Source organism: Microbacterium sp. T2.11-28, from assembly GCF_950097975.1.
Lineage (GTDB): Bacteria > Actinomycetota > Actinomycetes > Actinomycetales > Microbacteriaceae > Microbacterium.
In genome coordinates this window covers 1-19258 of the sequence record NZ_CATNHF010000030.1, presented here as the reverse complement: position 1 = coordinate 19258, position 19258 = coordinate 1, and the positions used below count along the sequence as shown (strand labels likewise).

Annotated in this window: 18 protein-coding genes; 11 read left to right on the top strand and 7 right to left on the bottom strand. The window is 71.1% G+C overall.

Annotated features, from left to right (window positions below):
• Window positions 1–6: 6 nt before the first annotated feature.
• The 3 genes from QQZ13_RS13905 to QQZ13_RS13895 form a co-directional block, all read right to left on the bottom strand.
• Entirely contained in the window at window positions 7–465 is a 459-nt protein-coding gene (locus tag QQZ13_RS13905) for a MarR family winged helix-turn-helix transcriptional regulator (protein WP_284529974.1), read from the bottom strand.
• A gap of 10 nt (window positions 466–475) precedes the next feature.
• Entirely contained in the window at window positions 476–2194 is a 1719-nt protein-coding gene (locus QQZ13_RS13900) for an MDR family MFS transporter (protein WP_284529973.1), read from the bottom strand.
• A gap of 126 nt (window positions 2195–2320) precedes the next feature.
• Window positions 2321–3010, bottom strand: a complete 690-nt coding sequence (locus QQZ13_RS13895) for a YqaJ viral recombinase family protein (protein ID WP_284529972.1) — start codon at window positions 3008–3010, stop codon at window positions 2321–2323.
• Between the two features lie 310 nt (window positions 3011–3320).
• Between QQZ13_RS13895 and QQZ13_RS13890 the strand changes: the two genes are divergently transcribed.
• The 3 genes from QQZ13_RS13890 to rplL all read left to right on the top strand — a co-directional run bounded on the left by QQZ13_RS13890 (window position 3321) and on the right by rplL (window position 5610).
• Window positions 3321–4349: a hypothetical protein gene (locus QQZ13_RS13890; RefSeq protein WP_284529971.1), complete on the top strand. Its 1029-nt coding sequence runs from the start codon at window positions 3321–3323 to the stop codon at window positions 4347–4349.
• Window positions 4350–4657: 308 nt separating this feature from the next.
• The gene (rplJ, locus tag QQZ13_RS13885) at window positions 4658–5173 is read left to right on the top strand and encodes a 50S ribosomal protein L10 (RefSeq protein ID WP_284529970.1); all 516 of its coding nucleotides are present in this window, start codon (window positions 4658–4660) and stop codon (window positions 5171–5173) included.
• Window positions 5174–5217: 44 nt separating this feature from the next.
• Window positions 5218–5610, top strand: coding sequence for a 50S ribosomal protein L7/L12 (gene rplL, locus QQZ13_RS13880; RefSeq protein WP_067162486.1), 393 nt, complete (start codon window positions 5218–5220; stop codon window positions 5608–5610).
• 55 nt (window positions 5611–5665) lie between these two features.
• On the opposite strand, the gene QQZ13_RS13875 is transcribed toward rplL, so the two are convergent.
• Window positions 5666–6721, bottom strand: coding sequence for a LacI family DNA-binding transcriptional regulator (locus tag QQZ13_RS13875; protein WP_284529967.1), 1056 nt, complete (start codon window positions 6719–6721; stop codon window positions 5666–5668).
• A gap of 236 nt (window positions 6722–6957) precedes the next feature.
• Between QQZ13_RS13875 and QQZ13_RS13870 the strand changes: the two genes are divergently transcribed.
• From QQZ13_RS13870 to QQZ13_RS13860, 3 genes are all read left to right on the top strand, one after another.
• Window positions 6958–8295, top strand: a complete 1338-nt coding sequence (locus QQZ13_RS13870) for an ABC transporter substrate-binding protein (RefSeq protein WP_284529966.1) — start codon at window positions 6958–6960, stop codon at window positions 8293–8295.
• Window positions 8296–8398: 103 nt separating this feature from the next.
• On the top strand, window positions 8399–9538 hold the full coding sequence (locus QQZ13_RS13865) for a carbohydrate ABC transporter permease (protein ID WP_284529965.1): 1140 nt from the start codon (window positions 8399–8401) through the stop codon (window positions 9536–9538).
• Entirely contained in the window at window positions 9538–10494 is a 957-nt protein-coding gene (locus QQZ13_RS13860) for a carbohydrate ABC transporter permease (RefSeq protein WP_284529964.1), read from the top strand. The genes QQZ13_RS13865 and QQZ13_RS13860 overlap by 1 nt, the downstream gene beginning before the upstream one ends.
• Window positions 10495–10583: 89 nt before the next feature.
• Here QQZ13_RS13860 and QQZ13_RS13855 read toward each other — a convergent pair whose 3' ends face one another.
• A complete protein-coding gene (locus tag QQZ13_RS13855; protein WP_284529963.1) occupies window positions 10584–11264 on the bottom strand; it encodes a DUF305 domain-containing protein in 681 nt (226 codons plus the stop codon).
• Window positions 11265–11278: 14 nt separating this feature from the next.
• Window positions 11279–11992, bottom strand: a complete 714-nt coding sequence (locus tag QQZ13_RS13850) for a DUF3105 domain-containing protein (protein ID WP_284529962.1) — start codon at window positions 11990–11992, stop codon at window positions 11279–11281.
• Between the two features lie 219 nt (window positions 11993–12211).
• Here QQZ13_RS13850 and QQZ13_RS13845 point away from each other — a divergent pair, with 219 nt between their 5' ends.
• From QQZ13_RS13845 to QQZ13_RS13825, 5 genes are all read left to right on the top strand, one after another.
• Complete coding sequence (locus QQZ13_RS13845) at window positions 12212–13540, top strand: multidrug effflux MFS transporter (RefSeq protein WP_284529961.1); 1329 nt, start codon at window positions 12212–12214, stop codon at window positions 13538–13540.
• A 67-nt stretch (window positions 13541–13607) separates the two neighbouring features.
• On the top strand, window positions 13608–14237 hold the full coding sequence (locus tag QQZ13_RS13840; RefSeq protein WP_284529960.1) for a phosphatase PAP2 family protein: 630 nt from the start codon (window positions 13608–13610) through the stop codon (window positions 14235–14237).
• 4 nt (window positions 14238–14241) lie between these two features.
• Complete coding sequence (locus QQZ13_RS13835; protein WP_284529958.1) at window positions 14242–16143, top strand: helicase HerA-like domain-containing protein; 1902 nt, start codon at window positions 14242–14244, stop codon at window positions 16141–16143.
• A gap of 86 nt (window positions 16144–16229) precedes the next feature.
• Window positions 16230–17879, top strand: a complete 1650-nt coding sequence (locus QQZ13_RS13830) for an SDR family oxidoreductase (protein WP_284529956.1) — start codon at window positions 16230–16232, stop codon at window positions 17877–17879.
• A gap of 9 nt (window positions 17880–17888) precedes the next feature.
• Window positions 17889–18485: a GNAT family N-acetyltransferase gene (locus tag QQZ13_RS13825; RefSeq protein WP_284529955.1), complete on the top strand. Its 597-nt coding sequence runs from the start codon at window positions 17889–17891 to the stop codon at window positions 18483–18485.
• A gap of 6 nt (window positions 18486–18491) precedes the next feature.
• Here QQZ13_RS13825 and QQZ13_RS13820 read toward each other — a convergent pair.
• On the bottom strand, window positions 18492–19258 hold a 767-nt coding region (locus QQZ13_RS13820; RefSeq protein ID WP_284529952.1), incomplete at its 5' end, for an ATP-binding cassette domain-containing protein.

Genomic DNA, 19258 nt, shown 5'->3' with positions numbered 1-19258 from the left:
CCCTCGTCAGGGACGCGCGCCGCTCGTCAGCGCGTGCAGCAGCCGGGTGAGGTTGCGGATGTCCTCTTCGTCCCACTCCTCGAGGTTGCGCAGCAGCAGGTCCTCCTGGGGCAGCCGGGCGGCCTGCAGCCGCTCGAGGCCGAGCGCGGTCGGAGAGAGGAGGCTGGAGCGGCCGTCGCGCGGATCGGGGGAGCGCTCGACGAGCCCGAGCGTCTCGAGCTCGCGCACCGTGCGCGAGAGCTGGCCCTTGTCGACGAGCAGATCCTCCGCCAGCGCCGACTGCGTCACCGACTCGCGCCGGACGATCGTCGTGAACACCTTGTAGGCGCCGGGGAGCATCCCGGGGCTGACCCGATGGGCGTTCTCGGTGATGATCCGGCGGAAGTGGTTGATCAGCTCGCTGAACTGCGCCTCGAGGGCGCGCACCGCCTCGGTGCGCGCCTCTCGGGACTCGGTGGACGACATCGGATCGACCTTAGTCCTTCGGGCCCGCGTGCTCGCGTCCGGCGTCGGCCGCGCCGGAGGCGACCGCCGCGGCATCCACCGTCCGGACCGAGCCGGTCGCGGTGAGGGTCCCCATGGCGGCGGGGACCGACACGGTCGCGAGGTCGGCCTCGCCGGCCTGCAGGCGCTCGGTGGTCGTCATCGTCGTCAGCGGCTTGTTCGGGAGGAACACGATCGCCAGGAGGCTCAGCACCGCGAACGGCACGGCGATGAGGAAGGAGTGCGAGATCCCGTTGGCGTAGATGTCCTCGAACACGATCCGCAGGGCTTCGGGCATCGCCGAGACCTGGGGGAGCGTGCCCGACTGCAGCTGGGCGGCCCAGGTCTGCGCCTCGGTGCCGAGGGTGGCCAGGGCGGCGGTGATGTCGTCGGTGCGCTCGCCGACGAGCTCGGTCACGCGGGTGGCGAGCGCCGCTCCCATGACCGAGACGCCGATGGTGCCGCCGAGGCTGCGGAAGAACGTCACACCGGAGCTCGCGACGCCGATCTGCGTCGGCTCCGTCGTGTTCTGCACGACGAGCACGAGGTTCTGCATCGTCATGCCGACGCCGGCGCCGAGCAGGAACATGTAGATCGAGACGAGCGTGAAGTCGGTGTCGTAGTGGATGGTCGACAGCAGCACCGAGCCCGCGATGAGGAACACCGCACCGAGGACCAGGAAGGCCTTCCACTTGCCGAACCGCGTGATGAGGGCGCCGACGCCGATCGAGGCGACGAGCAGCCCGCCGATCATGGGGATCGTCATGACACCCGCCTCGGTGGGGGTCGCTCCCCGGGCGAGCTGCATGTACTGGCTGAGGAACACCGACGCGCCGAACATCGCGATGCCGGTGGCGATCGACGCGATCACCGACAGCGTGAAGGTGCGGTTGCGGAACAGCGACAGCGGCACGAGCGGCTCGCGCGAGCGCAGCTCGACGAGGGCGAACAGCACGGCGCCGAGGACCGCGCCGCCGACCATGAGCACGGTCTCCAGGCTCCACCACTCGAACGAGTCGCCGGCGAGGGTGACCCAGACGAGCAGGAGCGAGACGGCCGCCGAGAGGAGCACGATGCCGAGGTAGTCGATCGAGGTCTTCTTCTTCGGCCGGGCGGGGACGTGGAGGGTCTGCTGCACCAGGATCAGCGCGATGATGGCGACGGGGAGGGCGACGAAGAAGTTCCAGCGCCAGCCCCAGGCGTCGGTGATGACGCCGCCGAGGAGCGGTCCGCCGATGGTGGCGACGGCCATGACGGCGCCGAACAGGCCCATGTAGCGGCCGCGCTCGCGCGGGCTGATGATGTCGGCCATGAGCACCTGGCTGAGTGCGGCGAGTCCGCCGGCGCCGATGCCCTGGACGGCGCGGAAGGCGATCAGCATCTCCGGGTTCTGCGAGAAGCCGGCGGCGGCGGTCGCGAGCACGAAGATGAGGATCGCGAGCTGGTAGAGCACCTTGCGGTTGGTGAGGTCGGCGAGCTTGCCCCAGATCGGCGTCGAGATCGCCGTGGTCAGCAGGGTGGCCGTGACGACCCAGGTGAAGGCGACCTGGTTGCCGTCGAGGTCGTGGATGATGACGGGCAGCGAGGTGGACACGACGGTCGATGCGAGCATCGACACGAACATGCCGAGGAGGAGGCCGGAGAGCGCTTCGAGCACCTGGCGGTGCGTCATGCGCGGTTTCTCGACGGCGTCGGACGAGGGAGTGGACATGCGGTTCCTTGCGACAGTTAGTTGATATAGGTCAACGGTTGAGATCGGTCAACTATATGTCCAATCGTTGACGCGCGTCAACTATTCCCCGCGCGCGGAGCGGCGGCGGAGGGGGCGGAGGATCGCTCAGTCGGCGAGGGCGAGCGCGCGGAAGGGCTCGCGCGGCCGCGCGGGTGCGGGCGGTGCGGCCGGGACCTGCGCGCGGCGCAGGGTGGTGCGGCGGTACAGCTCGTCGATCAGCTCGGTCGCGAGGCCCACGAGCAGCCGAATCTCCCGCTCGTCGCGATCGACCCACGCGCAGCGGGGCTCGTCGCCCACCGGCACGAAGTCGGAGTGCTCCTCCCACACCACGAGCGTCCGCTCGGCGCCGAGCACGTGCTGCTGCCACCAGACCTGGCGCAGATAGGTGCGGGGGATCGACCGCCACGTCTTGTTGGTGGTCTTGATCTCGCAGAGGGTCACCCGGCCCGACGCGTCGACGGAGATGCCGTCCGGTGTGGCGAGATGGCGCTTCTCGATCTCGGCGTGGAACAGCGCCGACGACGGCTGGATCGCATGCGTCGCCGCGACCCACGCCGCGATCTCGGGCTCGCGGCGGCGGCCGTGGGCGGTGTAGGCGTTGCCCGAGAAGCTCGAGCCGCCCGACAGCTTCGCGTCGGCGGCGCGCGCGATGGCGTTCCCGCTCGTGAGCTGCGCGACATCGGTGGCCGTGATCCCTCGTGAGCGGGCGCGCATCCACGCGACACGGTCTCGCGAGTCCGCGATGATCCGGGATGCCAGCGCCGGCGCGACGCGTGCAATGGCCTCCGGAGTCATGTCTTCGAGGCTAACCCGCGGATCCGACCTCGGCCCGCACGACACCCCCTCGCGCTCCGCGATCCCGCCCTCTCCCGCCGACCCCACCCTCTCCCGCCGACCCCGCCCTGTCGCGCCGACCCCGCCCTCTCGTGCCGCGCCGCAGGGGGTGGGGTCGGCGGGATGGGGTGGGGTCGGCAGGCTTCCCGGCCGGCTGCCGACGCGGCGGACCCGGCGCGGCGGCTCCTCCCCAGGCGGGGGGAGTGCGGCGCGGGCTGACGGCGGAGCCGAACGAGCGCGGATGCGCGGGCGCCGCGACCACGCTGGGACGATGCGCGGAGCGGACGAGGGGGAACTGCGGGCGGCCCTCCGCACGACGGAGCATCTCATCGCGCGGGGGTGGACGCCGCGCGGCATCCGCGCCGCATGCGAATCCGGAGGGCTGCACCGCGTGCGCCGCGGGGCGTACATCGCCGGCGAGCTGTGGACCCAGCTGTGGGGCGAATCCCGTCACCTGGCGCATGTCCTCGCCGTCGACGCTGCCGCCCGGGCGCCGGGCGCCACCGTCTTCGGTCTCTCCTCGGCTCTGGTGCTCCACGGCATCCCGCTCGCCTGCCCCGCGCCGCGGCGCGTCCACGTGATCGTGGGGGAGGGCGATCGGCGGAGCGCGCCCGACGTCTTCCGGCACGAGGGCGCGCTCGCCCTCGGCGAGGTGGTCTCGGTGGCGGGCGTCCTGTGCACGTCGATCGAGCGGACCGTGTACGACCTCGCACGACTGGCGAGTCCGGAGGTCGCCCTCGTGGCGGCCAACGCGGCCCTCGCGCGCGAGGGTGGGGATCCGCGCGACTTCGACCACGAGCGGGCCGAGCGTCTGCGTCGCGCGCTCGCCGCGCGGGTCGACGCGGCGGGCGTGCGCGGCATCCGGCAAGCCCGCGACATCGTCGCCGTCGCCGACGGTCGCGCCCAGTCGACGCTGGAGTCGCTCTCGCTGCTGCAGATCGTCCGTCTCGGCTTCGAGCGGCCGCCTCTCCAGGTGCGGATCCCGGGGGCGTCGCCCGGGTCCGCGTACTGGGTGGACATCGAGCTGCCCGGGGCGCGAGCCTTCTACGAGTGCGACGGGGAGGCGAAGTACACCGACCCCGCGCTGCTCGGCGGGCGCACCCCGGAGCAGGCGGTGCGGGAGGAGAAGCGCCGCGAGGACTGGATCCGGGGCGTCACCGGGTACCGCGTCGTCCGCGGCGGCATGCGCGATGTGCGGACGCCCGAGGCGCTTGCGGTACGGCTGTCCGCCTTCGGCATCCCGCTCCCGCGTCGAGCCCACCGCTTGCTGCCGAGCCGGCCCCTTCTCGCCGGGCTCTAGCGGGTGGGGTGGACGGGATCGGGTGGGGTCGACGGAAGGAGCGTCGTGCGGGATTTGGGAGGGGCGGCGGGATGGCGTAGAGTGGAGGCAAGCCAAAGACCGCTGGTCTCGGCTGCGCCCGCGAGGGAACAGCCGACGAAGCTCTGCACTGCAGGGACCCGCGCAGGTACACAGAACTTCCGGGAAACCGATCCGAGCTCCGTGCGCTTGCGCCGGAGCTTTTGTCATGTGTGGATGCCGATCGACCTCGGCGCGTCGAGGCCCACGCTCCGCCACCGTGGAGCGTCACGTACACACAAGGAGTGGCCATGGCGCAGAAGGAAGCATCGGTCGCCGAGCTCACGAAGAACTTCGAGGGCTCGACCGCCGTTCTGCTCACCGAGTACCGCGGTCTGACGGTTGCCCAGCTCAAGGAGCTGCGCAACAGCATTCGTCAGGACGCGGAATACGCCGTGGTGAAGAACACGCTGACCAAGATCGCCGCGCGCAACGCGGGGGTCGAAGGACTGGACGACGAGCTCAAGGGCCCGTCCGCCATCGCCTTCGTGCACGGTGACCCTGTCGCCGTCGCCAAGGGTCTGCGTGCCTTCGCCAAGGCACACCCTCTGCTGGTGATCAAGGGCGGCTACTTCGACGGTGCCGCCCTGACCGCCGCCGAGGTGAACAAGCTCGCCGATCTCGAGAGCCGTGAAGTCCTGCTGGCGAAGCTCGCCGGTGCGATGAAGGCCTCGCTGACCAAGGCGGCCTACGTCTTCAACGCGCTCCCGTCGAAGGCCGTTCGCACGGTCGACGCGCTGCGCGAGAAGCAGGAGTCCGCGGCCTGAATCCGGGCTTCGGCATAGCACAACCCCAATCAAGGAGAATCATCATGGCAAAGCTCAGCACTGAGGAGCTGCTCGACGCGTTCAAGGAGCTCACGCTCATCGAGCTCAGCGAGTTCGTCAAGGCGTTCGAGGAGACCTTCGACGTCACCGCCGCCGCCCCGGTCGCGGTCGCCGCTGCCGGCGCCCCCGCCGGTGGTGCCGGCGACGCCGCCGCCGAGGAGGAGAAGGACTCGTTCGACGTCGTCCTCGAGGCCGCCGGCGACAAGAAGATCCAGGTCATCAAGGTCGTCCGCGAGCTCACCTCGCTCGGCCTCGGCGAGGCCAAGGCCGTCGTCGACGGTGCTCCCAAGGCCGTCCTCGAGGGCGCCAACAAGGAGACCGCCGAGAAGGCGAAGGCCGCTCTGGAAGAGGCCGGCGCTTCGGTGACCCTGAAGTAATCTCGCTCTCGCGAATCGAAGGCCCCCGGGTTCGTCCCGGGGGCCTTCTGCGTGCTCAGTCGGGGGCGGAGTCGCGGATCAGATCCGCGTCGAGGACCGCCGAGCTCTGCGCGTCCACGGCCGTGGTGGTGCTCCGCACGATCAGGCGCGCGTGCATGCGCACGTTCGCCACCGGCCGCTCGGGGTCGGCGATGTGGGCCAGCAGCATCTCGACCGCCGCCCGCCCCTGCTCGCGGGGCACCTGCTGGAGCGTGGTCAGCGAGAACATCTCGGCGTACTCGTGGTCGTCGATGCCGACGACGCTGAGGTCGCCCGGAACATGGATGCCGAGGCGCCGCGCCGCGATGATGGCGCCGACGGCCACCTCGTCGCAGACCGCGACGATCGCCGTGGGCCGGCGCCGGGGGTCGCCCAGCAGGTCGACCGCGGACTCGTAGCCGCCGGGCAGCGACACGTCGGAGCGCACGTGGCGGATCCGGTCGGCGATGCCTGCCTCCGCCATGGCGCTCTCGTAGCCGGACAGCCGCTGGCGATCGACGTGGGCCCAGTGGGGACCGATGCCCCCGCCGAGGAACGCGATGGCGGTGTGGCCGAGGCCCAGGAGATGCTCGGTGGCGCGCCGGGCGGCGTAGTCGTCGTCGATCGCGATGAGGCTCGCATCCTCGCCGCCGCCCACCACGCTGACGATCGGCCGGCCGATCTGGAGCAGCTGCTCCAGTTCGTGGTTCTGGGGCTCCAGTCCGACCGCGATCAGTCCGTCGAACCGCTTGCGCGCGAGGAAGTCGCCGAAGATGCGCTCTCGGCCCGGCGTTCCGGGCTTCGCGTCGTAAAGGGTGAGGTCCATGCCCTGCTCCAGGAGCGCCTGCTGGATGCCCTCCAGCACCTCCGCGAAGAACCACCTGTTCACGTATGGCATGACCACCCCGACGTTCTGCGTGCGCCCGGTGGCCAGACTCACGGCACTGGTCGACGGGACGTAGCCGAGCTCGTCGGCGGCCGCGCGGACGCGCTGGCGCGTCGCGTCCGAGACGTACCCGCTGCCGGTCAGCGCCCGGCTGGCGGTCGCCTTCGAGACGCCCGCCCGTGCGGCGACGTCAGCGATGCCGGCCATGAACTCCCCTTCGAGTCGGAACGGGGGAACTCTATCCGATCGGCGCGATTTTGTGGAACCGGTTGCGTCGCGGGGTGCTCGCGCGGTATTACGCGGATCCGCGCCGTTATCGGGTTGTGATGTGGGTGATGTTGTGAGTTCGCCGACCGTTCCCCTAGCCTGGCCTGGAAGCGGTTCCCTATCGGGGAACCCGCGTGCACCCGGAGCGTTCCGGGCACTCAATGAGGAGGAATCACATGGGGATGGCACAGCGACGTCTACTCGCACCGCTCGCCGTCATCGGCGTCGCCGGTATCGCTCTCGCAGGCTGCAGCGGCGGCCCGGGCGCCGGCAACGGCGGGGACAACAACTCGGGGGGCGCCGACGACAATGTCGTGACCGTCTACGGCACGATCGCCGACACCGAGGCCGAACTGCTCGAGCAGTCCTGGGCGGACTTCGAGGAGTCCTCGGGCATCGACATCGAGTACGAGTCGTCGAAGGAGTTCGAGGCGCAGATCGCCGTCCGCGCTCAGGGTGGCAGCGCCCCTGACATCGCGATCTTCCCGCAGCCGGGCCTGATGGCCGACATCGCGAACCTGGGCTACCTGAAGGAAGCACCCGACGCCGTGAAGGCCAACGTCGAGTCGGGCTGGTCCGAGGACTGGGCCAACTACGCCACCGTCGACGGCACGCTCTACGGCGCGCCGCTCATGGCCAGCGTCAAGGGCTGGATCTGGTACTCGCCGTCGTTCTTCGCGGACAACGGCTACGAGGTCCCGACCGACTGGCAGGGACTGCTCGACCTGACCGCGCAGATCCAGGCCGACACGGATCAGCCGCCGTGGTGCATCGGCTTCGGCTCGGACGCGGCGACCGGCTGGCCGGGCACCGACTGGATCGAGGACCTCGTCCTGCGCCAGTCCGGCACCGACGTCTACGACGCGTGGATCGCGAACGAGACGCCGTTCACCGACCCGGCCATCAAGTCGGCCTTCGACGAGTTCGGCAAGATCGCGCTGAACCCCGACTACGTGAACGCCGGGTTCGGCGGCACCGACACGATCGTGACGACGCCCTTCGGCGACCCGGCACAGGCGCTCGTCGACGGTGACTGCGCGCTGCACCACCAGGCCTCGTTCTACGACGGCTTCGTGAGCGACGCGGGCGGCGAGGTCGCCGAGGACGGCGACATCTGGGCCTTCCTGATGCCGCCGTTCGAGGCCGGCGGAGCCAGCGACGGCGCGGTCGTCACCGGTGGTGGCGAGATCGTCGCCGCCTTCGACGACTCCGAGTCGACCCAGAAGGTGCAGGAGTACCTCTCCAGCCCCGAATGGGCGAACTCCCGCGTCGGCCTCGGCGGTGTCATCAGCGCCAACAAGGGTCTGGACGCCTCCAAGGCCTCCAGCAACATCCTGAAGGCGGCCATCGAGATCCTGCAGGCCGACACGACCACGTTCCGCTTCGACGCGTCCGACCTCATGCCGGGTGCTGTCGGTTCGGGCACGTTCTTCAAGGGCATGGTCGACTGGGTGAACGGGTCGGACACCGACAGCGTTCTCCAGCAGATCGAGTCCGGCTGGCCGTCCGAGTGATCTGACGCCGAGTGGGGCCGTCCCGGCACGGGGCGGTCCCACTCTCCTCTCCCGCGGCGCGTCGCGCCGCCACCGAGTCCGATGTCGCACTCGAAAGGCTCCCATGACCATTCAAGATTTCTTCCGGTGGCTGTCCACCCTCAACCCGTGGCTGGAGATCGTCGTCATCGTCGGCGTCTTCCTGGCGGTGGTGGCGCTCATCCTCTTCTTCATCGAGATCGCGCCGCGCGCGGGCCGCACGTACACGATCATCCGACTGATCGCCTGCGTCGTCGGACCTGCGCTCGTCCTTCTCGTCATGGACTCGTGGACCATCGCCGCGGCCACCGCCGCGGTCCTGGGTCTCGTCCTGTTCTTCCTCGATCAGCGCTCCAAGGGGGGAGCCGGGTCGATCTTCCAGCTGGTCGGGTTCCTGACGCCGGCGCTGGCGCTGCTGACCGTCGGACTCGTCATCCCGACGATCCAGACGATCTTCCAGGCCTTCATGAACAGGACCGGCACGGATTTCGTCGGCTTCGCGAACTTCGAGTGGATCTTCACGCAGCCCCAGAACGTGCGGGTCATCGTGAACACGATCCTCTGGGTGCTGATCGCCCCGGTGATCTCGACGATCGCGGGTCTCGCGTACGCGTACTTCATCGACAAGACCCGCGGGGAGAAGTACTACAAGATCCTCGTGTTCATGCCGATGGCGATCTCGTTCGTCGGCGCGTCGATCATCTGGCGCTTCATGTACACCGCCCGTCCCGAGGGGCAGAACCAGATCGGCTTCCTGAACCAGGTGATCGTCTGGTTCGGCGGCGACCCGTACAACTTCCTCGCCGACGATCCGTGGAACACGTTCTGGCTGATCGTGGTCTTCATCTGGATCCAGACCGGTTTCGCGATGGTGGTCCTCTCGGCCGCCATCAAGGGCGTCCCGGGGGAGCAGCTGGAGGCGGCAGAGCTCGACGGCACGAACGCCTGGCAGCGGTTCATCAACGTCGTGGTACCCGGTATCCGCCCCGCCCTCATCGTCGTCCTGACGACGATCTCGATCGGCTCGCTGAAGGTGTTCGACATCGTCCGCACCATGACCGCCGGTGCCAACAGCACCTCGGTCCTCGCGAACGAGATGTACACCCAGTTCCGGAGCTTCGAACAGGGTCGCTCCGCGGCGTTCGCGCTGATCCTGTTCGTGCTGGTGCTGCCGATCGTGATCTACAACGCCGTGCAGCTCAAGAAGCAGAGGGAGATCCGCTGATGACCGTCGCACCCGCAGCCCTGTCGGTCGACGACCAGACGGCACGCCGCGTCAAGCGCGGCGAGAAGAAGATGTTCTCCGGCACGAAGAAGCGCCTGAGCTCGCCGTGGGCGACCGCGGCGGCGCTGATCATCGCCGCCGTGTGGACCGTGCCGACGTTCGGCCTCTTCCTCACCTCGTTCCGTCCTCGTGAGTTCATCAACACCACCGGCTGGTGGACGATCTTCGAGAACTGGGGCTTCACGCTCGACAACTACGCGACGGCGCTCCAGACCGGCAACAGCCAGCTGAACATGGCCGGGGCGTTCGTGAACTCGTTCGCGATCACCCTGCCGGCCACGGTGCTGCCGATCTCGATCGCGCTGCTGGCCGCGTACGCGTTCGCATGGATGGACTTCCGCGGGAAGAACATCCTGTTCATCGGCGTGTTCGCGCTGCAGATCGTGCCGATCCAGATGGCGCTCATCCCCGTGCTGCAGTTCTTCGCACAGGGCGAGATCCTCGGGTTCCCGGTCGTCACGCCCTTCGGCTCCGCCGGCTACGCCCAGGTGTGGATCGCGCACACGATCTTCGGCCTTCCGCTGGTGATCTACCTGCTCCACAACTTCGTCTCGGAGATCCCGGGCGAGGTCATCGAGGCGGCGCGGGTCGACGGCGCCGGTCACGGCCAGATCTTCTTCCGGATCATCCTGCCGCTGACTGCCCCCGCCATCGCCTCGGTGGCGATCTTCCAGTTCCTGTGGGTCTGGAACGACCTGCTCGTGGCGCTGATCTTCGCCGACGGCAACGTGGCGCCGATCACCAAGCTGCTGGCGGAGATGACCGGCAGCCGTGGCCAGGACTGGTATCTGCTCACCGCCGGCGCGTTCATCGCGCTGATCGTGCCGCTGATCGTGTTCCTGTCGCTGCAGCGGTTCTTCGTCCGCGGGCTCCTCGCCGGGTCGACGAAGGGCTGACGCCCCGCGCGTCGTACGGGATCGGGGCCGCACCGGGGGGAGCGGCCCCGATCTTCGTCTGTCCGGGAGCTCGGCGGCGGGAGCCGGGGTCAGCCGCTGCAGCCGAGGCGCTGCTGCATCGAGGTCATCGCGTCGATCTCGAACTGCTGCGCGTTCTTCATCCGCTCGGCCACGGCCAGCACCTGCGGCTCGGTGCCGAGTTCGAGGATCGCCTCGGCCATCGGGATCGCGCCCTCGTGGTGGCGGATCATCAGCTCCAGGAACAGGCAGTCCGCCTGACGGCCGGTCGCCGCGCCGAGCTCGTCGAGCTCCGCCTCGCTGGCCATGCCCATCGCCTCGCGCGCCTCCTGCTCGGACAGGGGCGCCGACGAGGACCCGCCGTGCGCGTGTCCCGCCTCGGAGGCCGACATCCACTGCATCGTCGGCCCGCCCGCCTGGGGGAGTCCCCACTGGACGAGCCAGCCGTACATCACGCCCTTCTGCTCGGCCTGCCCCGTGGCGATGTCGTAGGCGAGGGCGCGCAGGTCGCCGTCGTCGGTCGAGCGGTAGATGGTCATCGCCAAGTCGATCGCCTGCGAGTGGTGGACCTGCATGTCGCGCGCGAAGCCCGCCTCGGCCGAGGTGTCGCCGGGAGTGACCGGGGCGATGTCGAACGTCGAGAAGCGGCCGATGGCGAACGCCGTGCCGGCGATGGCGAGTGCGACCAGCAGGACCGCCCACCACGGCGGGAGGGTGCGGGCCGCCGCCGTCTCCGGCGCGTCGTCGGTCATGTGCGCGCGGGGCCTCAGGACTGCTTGCCGGGCGCGTCGAGCGCGCCGGTGCAGGCCGCGTTGGGCTCGGGTGCGCTCGTGCTGCGCCAGTACGCGCCGAGGAACTCGCCGATGCGCTCGTCGTCGGCCGACTCGACCTGGAGCTGGGCGTTCCAGGCGCTCGCGACGATCGGTGCGGGGAGACCGGGGTAGGGCGAGAGGATGACGTAGCTGGAGGGCAGCTGCTCGCGCAGCGCCGCGACGCCCGCGTCGTCCACCCGCTCGGGGTCGTAGGTGATCCACACGGCGCCGTGCTCGAGGGAGTGGACCGCGTTGACGTTCGGAACCGGCTCGGAGTAGACGCCGCAGTTCAGCCAGACGGGGTTGTGGTCGCCGCCGGCCGGGGGAGTCTGCGCGTAGGTGACCTCGCCCTCGACGTGCGTGGCCGAGTTGCTGAAGGTCTCGACGCCGGAGATCCCGGAGCCGTCGCCGTCGCCCCGCTCGAGGGTGACCGGGCGGGGCGTGAAGATGATCGAGGCGGCGATGAGTGCGATGACCGCCAGCCCCGCGGTCGATCCGACCACCCACCACAGCACCTTGCTGCGCCGGCGCTTCTCGAGCTGCCGCTGGTACTCGGCGAGCTTGGCCTGCTTCTGCTGCTCGCGCTGCTGCTTGGCGGTCTGGTTCAGCGAAGCCTGCGTGGCGGGGTTGCCGCTCGCGCGCTTACCGGAGGGGGCAGTCGGGGTCATGTGCGGTGATCTCGGCTCGGGGACGGCGGATGGTCCGGCGCGAGGCACACGGACGCGTCAATCCTATGCACCGGCATGAGCCCGCAGGCTGGGAAAGCGCTAAGATCGAGAGGTCGTCGAATCGATTCGGCCCTTCCCTGCGCAGGAATTGTTCCGTTCCGCGCCCGTTCGCCGGTCATTCCTCTCTCCGTCTTCCCGTTCTCGCTCCCCAAGGATCCCGTGCGCGACACCGCCTCCATCCCGCTCCCGCCCGCCGCCCGCCCCGCCGCGACCGGCGCGATCCGCACCCTGGGCGCCCATCCGGCCACGGCGCCGATCGTCCTGCATCCGGGCGATCGGATCTCCACGCCGCGGCGTGTGCTGTACGTCATCCTGCTCGGGGCGCTCACCGCTCTGGGGCCCTTCACGATCGACCTCTACCTGCCCGCCTTCCCGGTGCTGCGCGAGGACTTCCAGACCACCGACGCGGCGATCCAGCTGACCCTGACCGGCACGATGATCGGCTTCGCCCTCGGCCAGCTGATCGTCGGGCCCCTCAGCGACAAGGTCGGGCGCCGCCTGCCGCTGCTCGCGGTGACCGCGCTCCACGTGCTCGCCAGCGCGGCGGCCGCCTTCGCGCCCACCCTCGAGCTGCTCTCGGTCGCCCGCGTCCTCATGGGGGCCGGAGCCGCCGCGGGCGGTGTCGTCGCCGCGGCGATCGTGCGCGACCTGTTCGGCGGGCGCCGCCTCGTGGTCATGCTGTCCCGGCTGGCGCTGGTCTCGGGCGTCGCCCCCGTGCTCGCGCCGCTCGTGGGCTCGGGTCTGCTGCTCGTCACGTCGTGGCGCGGCGTCTTCGGAGTCCTCGCGATCTACGGCGCCGTGATGCTCGTCTCCGCCATCATCTTCATCCCCGAGACACTGCCGCCGGCACGTCGCCGGGAGCGGGGGGCCACCACGGTCTGGCAGCGCTACCGGAGCGTCTTCGGCGACCGCGTGTTCATCGGCGTGCTGATCATCGGCGGCATGAGCTTCTCGGGCCTGTTCTCGTACCTGTCGGCCTCGTCGTTCCTGTTCCAGGAGTCCTACGGGTTCGACGCGCAGCAGTACGGACTGCTCTTCGCCGCCAACTCCCTGGGCGTCGTGCTCGGGGTGCAGGCGGCGTCGCGGCTGGCCGCGCGCTTCGGTCCGCAGTGGGTGCTGGCCTGGTCGACGGCGGTGCTCGTCGTCGCCGGCGCGTCGATCATCATCACCGATCAGCTCGGGCTGGGTCTGTGGGGAACCGTCGTGCCGCTGTTCTTCTTCATGACCGCGTGCGGCTTCACCTTCCCCTGCGTGCAGGTGCTCGCCCTCGACCGGCACGGGAACGCGGCGGGCACGGCGCAGTCGATCGTCGGCGCGACGAACTTCGGCGTGGCCGGGATCATCTCGCCGCTCGTGGGCTGGATCGCGAAGGACGCCGGGATCACGGCCACCACGATGGCCTCGGTCATGGTCGGCTGCGCCGTGATCGGCCTGGCCTCGCTCTGGCTGATCGTGCGTCCCCGGACCGTGGAGCGTCTCGCCCCCTGACCCGACACGAGCGACGCCGTGCGGCGCCGGGCGCGGACACGGGCCCGGCCGCGGCTACGCTGGGGCGATGCGCGTCACAGATGTCGAGATCACCTGGGGCCTCCAGCGCCTCGTCGTCGGACTCGTCCTGATGACGGCCGCCATCGTGCTCGGCATCGCCGTGGCGCTCGAGACCGACGTCGACATCGACACCTGGTGGAACACGACCGTGGGCTCGGTGCTCCCCGGTCTCAGCCACCTGTCGTACACCCTCGACTTCCTGGGCGGCGGCTGGTTCGCCACATACGTGGTGCCCCTCGGCGGGTGCCTCGCGCTGGTCGCGGCGCGCAGGTGGCGATCGGGCCTGTACTTCCTTGCGGCCTCCGGGCTGAGCGCGGCGTTCGTGCAGCTGCTGAAGACGATCTTCGGCAGGGTGCGCCCGGAGGACATGCTCGTGATCTCCGACCACGGGTCCTTCCCGTCCGGTCACACCGCCAATGCCGCCACGATCGCCGTCGCCGTGACGATCATCTTCCCGCGCGTGTGGGTGGCGCTGGTCGGCGCGGCGTGGGCGGCGCTCATGGCATTCAGCCGCACGCAGGTGCACGCGCACTGGCTGAGCGACACCCTCGGCGGAGTGCTCGTGGGCACGGGTGCGGCGCTGGTCGTCGCCGCGGCGTTCACCCTGCCGCTGGCGAGGGAGCGCTCGCTAGGCTGAGCGCATGACCGCGCCCGAGGATGCCGCCGCCGCCGAGCTCGCCCGCCTGCAGGCCGAAGCCGACGCCGCCGAGGCGGCGCTGAAGCTCGCCCAGGCCAAGGCCGCGCTCGCGGCGGCGAAGGCCGAGGCGGCGAAGGCGGGCCGGGACGACGCGCCGGCGCCCGACGCCGCCGCCGCGGAGGAGGAGGCTCCCTCGACGGCCGCCGCGGTCGAGCCGCCGACCGCGGGAGCACCGTCCGCGACGGAGCCCACCGCCGAGCCGGCGCCGTCGGATGGGCCGCTGGATGCGGACGAGGTCGCCGCCGTCGTGACGGGCTACACGTTCGACGGGCCGACCCTCGACCTCGGCGCGCTCGTGAACACCGACCCGGTGCCGACCGCGCAGATCCGCATCCCGCTCGCCATGATGAACCGGCACGGCCTGGTCGCCGGCGCCACCGGCACCGGCAAGACGCGCACGCTGCAGGGCCTCGCCGAGCAGCTCGCGGCCAAGGGCGTGCCGGTCTTCGCCGCCGACATCAAGGGCGACCTGTCGGGCGTCGCGACGCCGGGCACGCCGAACGAGAAGCTGCTCGCGCGCACCAGCGCGATCGGGCAGGACTGGGCGCCGGCGGCCTCGGCCACCGAGTACTTCGCCCTCGGCGGCGTCGGCAAGGGCGTGCCGGTCCGCGCGACGGTGTCGGGCTTCGGGCCCCTCCTGCTCAGCAAGGTGCTGGGCCTCAACGCCACGCAGGAGTCGAGCCTCGGCCTCGTCTTCCACTACGCCGACGCCAACGGGCTCGCGCTCGTGGACCTCGCCGACCTGCGGGCGGTGCTGTCGTACCTGACGAGCGAGGACGGCAAGGCCGAGCTGAAGGAGCTCGGCGGGCTGTCGGCGGCGACGGCGGGCGTGATCCTCCGCGAGCTGATCACCTTCGCCGACGACGGCGCCGACGTGTTCTTCGGCGAGCCCGAGTTCGACGTCGCGGACTTCCTGCGCACGGCCGCCGACGGGCGCGGCGTCATCTCGCTGCTCGAGGTCCCCGGCGTCGCCGACAAGCCGGCGCTCTTCTCGACGTTCCTGATGTACCTCCTCGCGGAGCTGTTCGAGATCTTCCCCGAGGTGGGCGACCTCGACAAGCCGAAGCTCGTCTTCTTCTTCGACGAGGCGCACCTGCTGTTCCGGGACGCCTCGAAGGACTTTCTCGCGGCGATCACGCAGACCGTGCGGCTCATCCGCTCCAAGGGCGTCGGCGTGTTCTTCGTGACCCAGACGCCGAAGGACGTGCCCGGCGACGTGCTGGCGCAGCTGGGATCGCGCGTGCAGCACGCCCTCCGCGCCTTCACCCCCGACGACGCCAAGGCGCTCCGCGCGACCGTCGGCACCTACCCCAAGAGCGGGTACGACCTCGAGCGCACGCTGCAGGAGCTCGGCACCGGCGAGGCGATCGTGACGGTGATGAGCGAGAAGGGGGCGCCGACGCCGGTCGCCTGGACGCGGCTGCGCGCGCCGCAGGGCCTCATGTCGCCCACGCCCGACCCGGACATCGAGCGCGCCGTGCACGCGTCGCCGCTGCTGGCGAAGTACGGCACCGCCATCGACCGCGAGTCGGCGCGCGAGATCCTCACGGCCAAGATGAACGCGGCCGCCGAGCAGGATGCCGCGGAGCGGGCGGCCGTCGAGAAGGCCAAGGCCGACGCCGAGTTCGCGAAGCAGCAGGCCGCGATCGCCAAGGCCGACGCCGCGGCGGAGCGCGAGCGTCAGAAGGAGTACGACCGCCTCATCAAGGCCACCGGCGGCTCGACGCGCACGCGCACGACGCGCGCGAAGCAGACGTCGCCGCTGGAGCAGGTGCTCAACTCCAAGACGACGCAGACGATCCTGAACTCCGTCATCCGCGGCGTGTTCGGCACCGGCCGCCGCTGACCGCGCCACGCCGATCCCCCTGGACGCCAGAACGCCTGGACGCAAGGGGGTAGGGGGTGCGGCGCCGGAGCGCGTAAGGTGCCCGCATGGGTGAGGATCACGCGGGCCTGTCGACTCCGACCGGGCGCGAGGAGGTGCTGCGCGCCCTCCCGCGCGCCGACGGCTCCGCCCCGCGCGCGCTGGTGCTCGGGGCCACCGGCTATCTGGGCGGCCGGCTCGTGCCGCGCCTGCTGGCCGCCGGCTACCGGGTGCGCGTGCTGGTGCGCCACCCCGGGCGACTCCCCGCCTTCTCGTGGGGCGACGACGTCGAGGTGGTGGCCGGCTCCGCGGACGACGAGGCCGCCGTCGCCGAGGCCGTGCCCGACGTCGACGTGCTGTTCTACCTCATCCACTCGATGGGCCAGGGGAAGGGATTCGAGGAGAGCGACCTCGCCGCCGCGCGCACCGTCGCGGCCGCGGCGGCCTCGGCCTCCGTCGGCCGGATCGTCTACCTCGGCGGGCTCCACCCCGACGGCGTGGAGCTGAGTCCGCACCTGCGCTCACGGGTGGAGGTCGGCGAGCAGTTCCTCCGCAGCGGCGTGCCGACGCTGGTGCTGCAGGCGGGGGTCGTGATCGGGTCGGGCTCGGCCTCGTTCGAGATGATCCGCCACCTCACCGAGGTGCTGCCCTACATGCCGGCGCCGCGCTGGGTGCGCAACCACATCCAGCCGATCGCCGTGCGAGACGTCATGCACTACCTGCTGGGGGCCGCACGGGTAGCGCCGGACGTCAACCGCACGGTCGACATCGGCGGACCGGACGTGCTCCGCTACGGCCAGATGATGAACGGCTACGCGGTGGAGGCGGGGCTTCCGCAGCGGCCGATCGCGCCGCTGCCGGTGCTCACGCCGGGGCTCGCCTCGCACTGGGTGAATGTCGTGACGCCGGTGCCGCGCTCGATCGCACGTCCGCTCATCGCCTCTCTCGTGCACGACTGCGTCATGAACGACCACGACGTCGACCGGCTGATCCCGCCGCCCGCGGACGGGCTCACCGGCTACCGCGAGGCGGTGCGGCTGGCGCTCGGCCGCGTGGAGGCCGACGCGGTGGAGACGAGCTGGCAGGACGCCGCGGTGTCGGGCGTCCCGTCCGATCCGCTGCCGAGCGACCCGGAGTGGGCGGGGCGCACCGTGTACACCGACGTGCGCACGGCGCGCACGACCGCGTCTCCGGAGCGGCTCTGGGCGGTGATCTCCGCGATCGGCGGCGAGAGCGGGTGGTACTCCTCGCCCGTGCTGTGGGCGATCCGGGGATGGATGGACCGTCTCGTCGGCGGAGTCGGCCTCGCGCGCGGGCGCCGCAGCCGCGGACGCGTGGCGGTCGGCGACGCGATCGACTTCTGGCGGGTCGAGAAGGTCGATCCGGGGCGCCTGCTGCGCCTGCGCGCCGAGATGCGCGTGCCGGGGCTGGCCTGGCTCGACCTCGCCTGCGATCCGGCGGAACCGGGCGCGGGCGGCGGTGCGGTCTACCGGCAGCGGGCCGTGTTCTTCCCGCGGGGGCTCGCGGGCCGGCTGTACTGGCTCGCGGTGCTGCCGTTCCACGGCTTCATCTTCCGGGGGATGGCCAACCGCATGACGGCCGCGGCCGAGGCCGCCCCGACGACGCAGGACGCTCAGACGTCCGAGGCACCCCAGACACCCGAGGCATCCCAGACGACGCCGACCGCGCAGCCGGAGGCGGCGGCACCCGCTCCCTAGACTCGGAGCGTGACCCAGATCCGTCCCTTCCGCCCCGGCGACGAGCCCGCCCTGTCCGAGATCTGTCTGCGCACCGCCGACGCCGGCGCCGACGGGACGGGGATCTTCGAAGACGACGACCTGTGGGGCGAGGTCTTCGTCCTCCCGTACGTCGCCCGGCATCCCGACCTCGCCTTCGTCGTGGAGAGCGACGAGGGGACCCCGCTCGGCTACGTCGTCGGGACCCCGGACACGCGGGCGTTCGAGGACTGGTTCGCGACGCAGTGGTGGCCGCGCTTCGCCGCGCGCTGGCCTCTGCCCGAGAGCGAGCGGACGCGTCAGGACGGCACGCTGATCTACGCCTACGGCCGGCGCGCCGGAGCCGAGCCCTACGGCGACGCGCATCCCGCCCACCTCCACATCGACCTGCTGCCCGAGATCCAGGGACAGGGGTGGGGGCGCCGTCTGATCGAGACGCTGGCGGACGCGCTGCGCGAGCGCGGCGTGCCGAGCCTGCACCTCGTCGCGTCGTCCGCCAACACCGGTGCCCTCGCGTTCTACACACGCCTCGGCTTCACGCCGCTGCCGTCGCATCACGGCGCGCAGGCCTTCGCGATGAGCCTCTGACCTGACTCAGGAGACGATGCGTCCGTCGGCCAGGCGCACGGTGCGGTCGACGAGACCCGCGGGAACCGTGACGTGCGAGATGAGCACGACGGCCCGGTCCGCGCCGGCGGCCCGCTCCGACCCGGCCACGGAGAGCAGGTCGGTGAGCAGGGCGTCGCTCGCGGCGGGGTCGACCCCCGCGGTCGGCTCGTCGAGGACGAGCACGTCGAAGCCGCGCAGGAGCGCCCGCGCCAGGGCGATGCGCTGGGCCTGACCGCCCGAGACCAGCGCGCCGCGCTCGCCCACCCGGGCGCCGAGACCGCCCCGCTCCCGCAGCCACGAGCCGAGGCCCACCCGCTCCAGCACGTCGGTCAGCTCGTCGTCGGTCGCGGTGTCGCGGGCGAACAGCAGGTTCTGGCGGATGTCCTCGTCGAACAGCATCGGGTTCTGCTCGCACAGGCCGACCGTCAGCCGCAGGTCGTCGGGGGCGATCTCCCGCACGTCGGCTCCGCCGATCGTGAACGTGCCGCGGTGCTCCAGGAAACGGACCAGCACGTGGGCGAGGGTGGTCTTGCCGGCGCCGCTGGATCCCACGACGAGCAGCCGCTCCCCGGGCGCGACGTCCAGGTCGATCCCGCGCAGCGAGGGCTCCGCCGCTCCCGGCCAGCGCGCGTCGACGCCCCGGAGCGAGATCCCGGCGCCGAGCCCGGGGGCGACGCCGGTGGCCGGCGTCTCGGCCGGCAGCTCCGCGGGGACGGTGGCCGGCAGCGCGGTCGCGATGCGCGCCGCGGCGG

Bases quoted from the DNA above. Each gene is read 5' to 3' on its own strand.
- QQZ13_RS13850 (WP_284529962.1), bottom strand. From the start codon at position 11,992: ATGACCCCGACTGCCCCCTCCGGTAAGCGCGCGAGCGGCAACCCCGCC.
- QQZ13_RS13865 (WP_284529965.1), top strand. From the start codon at position 8,399: ATGACCATTCAAGATTTCTTCCGGTGGCTGTCCACCCTCAACCCGTGG.
- QQZ13_RS13905 (WP_284529974.1), bottom strand. From the start codon at position 465: ATGTCGTCCACCGAGTCCCGAGAGGCGCGCACCGAGGCGGTGCGCGCC.
- QQZ13_RS13875 (WP_284529967.1), bottom strand. From the start codon at position 6,721: ATGGCCGGCATCGCTGACGTCGCCGCACGGGCGGGCGTCTCGAAGGCG.
- QQZ13_RS13840 (WP_284529960.1), top strand. From the start codon at position 13,608: ATGCGCGTCACAGATGTCGAGATCACCTGGGGCCTCCAGCGCCTCGTC.
- rplL (WP_067162486.1), top strand. From the start codon at position 5,218: ATGGCAAAGCTCAGCACTGAGGAGCTGCTCGACGCGTTCAAGGAGCTC.
- QQZ13_RS13900 (WP_284529973.1), bottom strand. From the start codon at position 2,194: ATGTCCACTCCCTCGTCCGACGCCGTCGAGAAACCGCGCATGACGCAC.
- QQZ13_RS13870 (WP_284529966.1), top strand. From the start codon at position 6,958: ATGGGGATGGCACAGCGACGTCTACTCGCACCGCTCGCCGTCATCGGC.
- QQZ13_RS13890 (WP_284529971.1), top strand. From the start codon at position 3,321: ATGCGCGGAGCGGACGAGGGGGAACTGCGGGCGGCCCTCCGCACGACG.
- rplJ (WP_284529970.1), top strand. From the start codon at position 4,658: ATGGCGCAGAAGGAAGCATCGGTCGCCGAGCTCACGAAGAACTTCGAG.
- QQZ13_RS13835 (WP_284529958.1), top strand. From the start codon at position 14,242: ATGACCGCGCCCGAGGATGCCGCCGCCGCCGAGCTCGCCCGCCTGCAG.
- QQZ13_RS13830 (WP_284529956.1), top strand. From the start codon at position 16,230: ATGGGTGAGGATCACGCGGGCCTGTCGACTCCGACCGGGCGCGAGGAG.
- QQZ13_RS13855 (WP_284529963.1), bottom strand. From the start codon at position 11,264: ATGACCGACGACGCGCCGGAGACGGCGGCGGCCCGCACCCTCCCGCCG.
- QQZ13_RS13860 (WP_284529964.1), top strand. From the start codon at position 9,538: ATGACCGTCGCACCCGCAGCCCTGTCGGTCGACGACCAGACGGCACGC.
- QQZ13_RS13895 (WP_284529972.1), bottom strand. From the start codon at position 3,010: ATGACTCCGGAGGCCATTGCACGCGTCGCGCCGGCGCTGGCATCCCGG.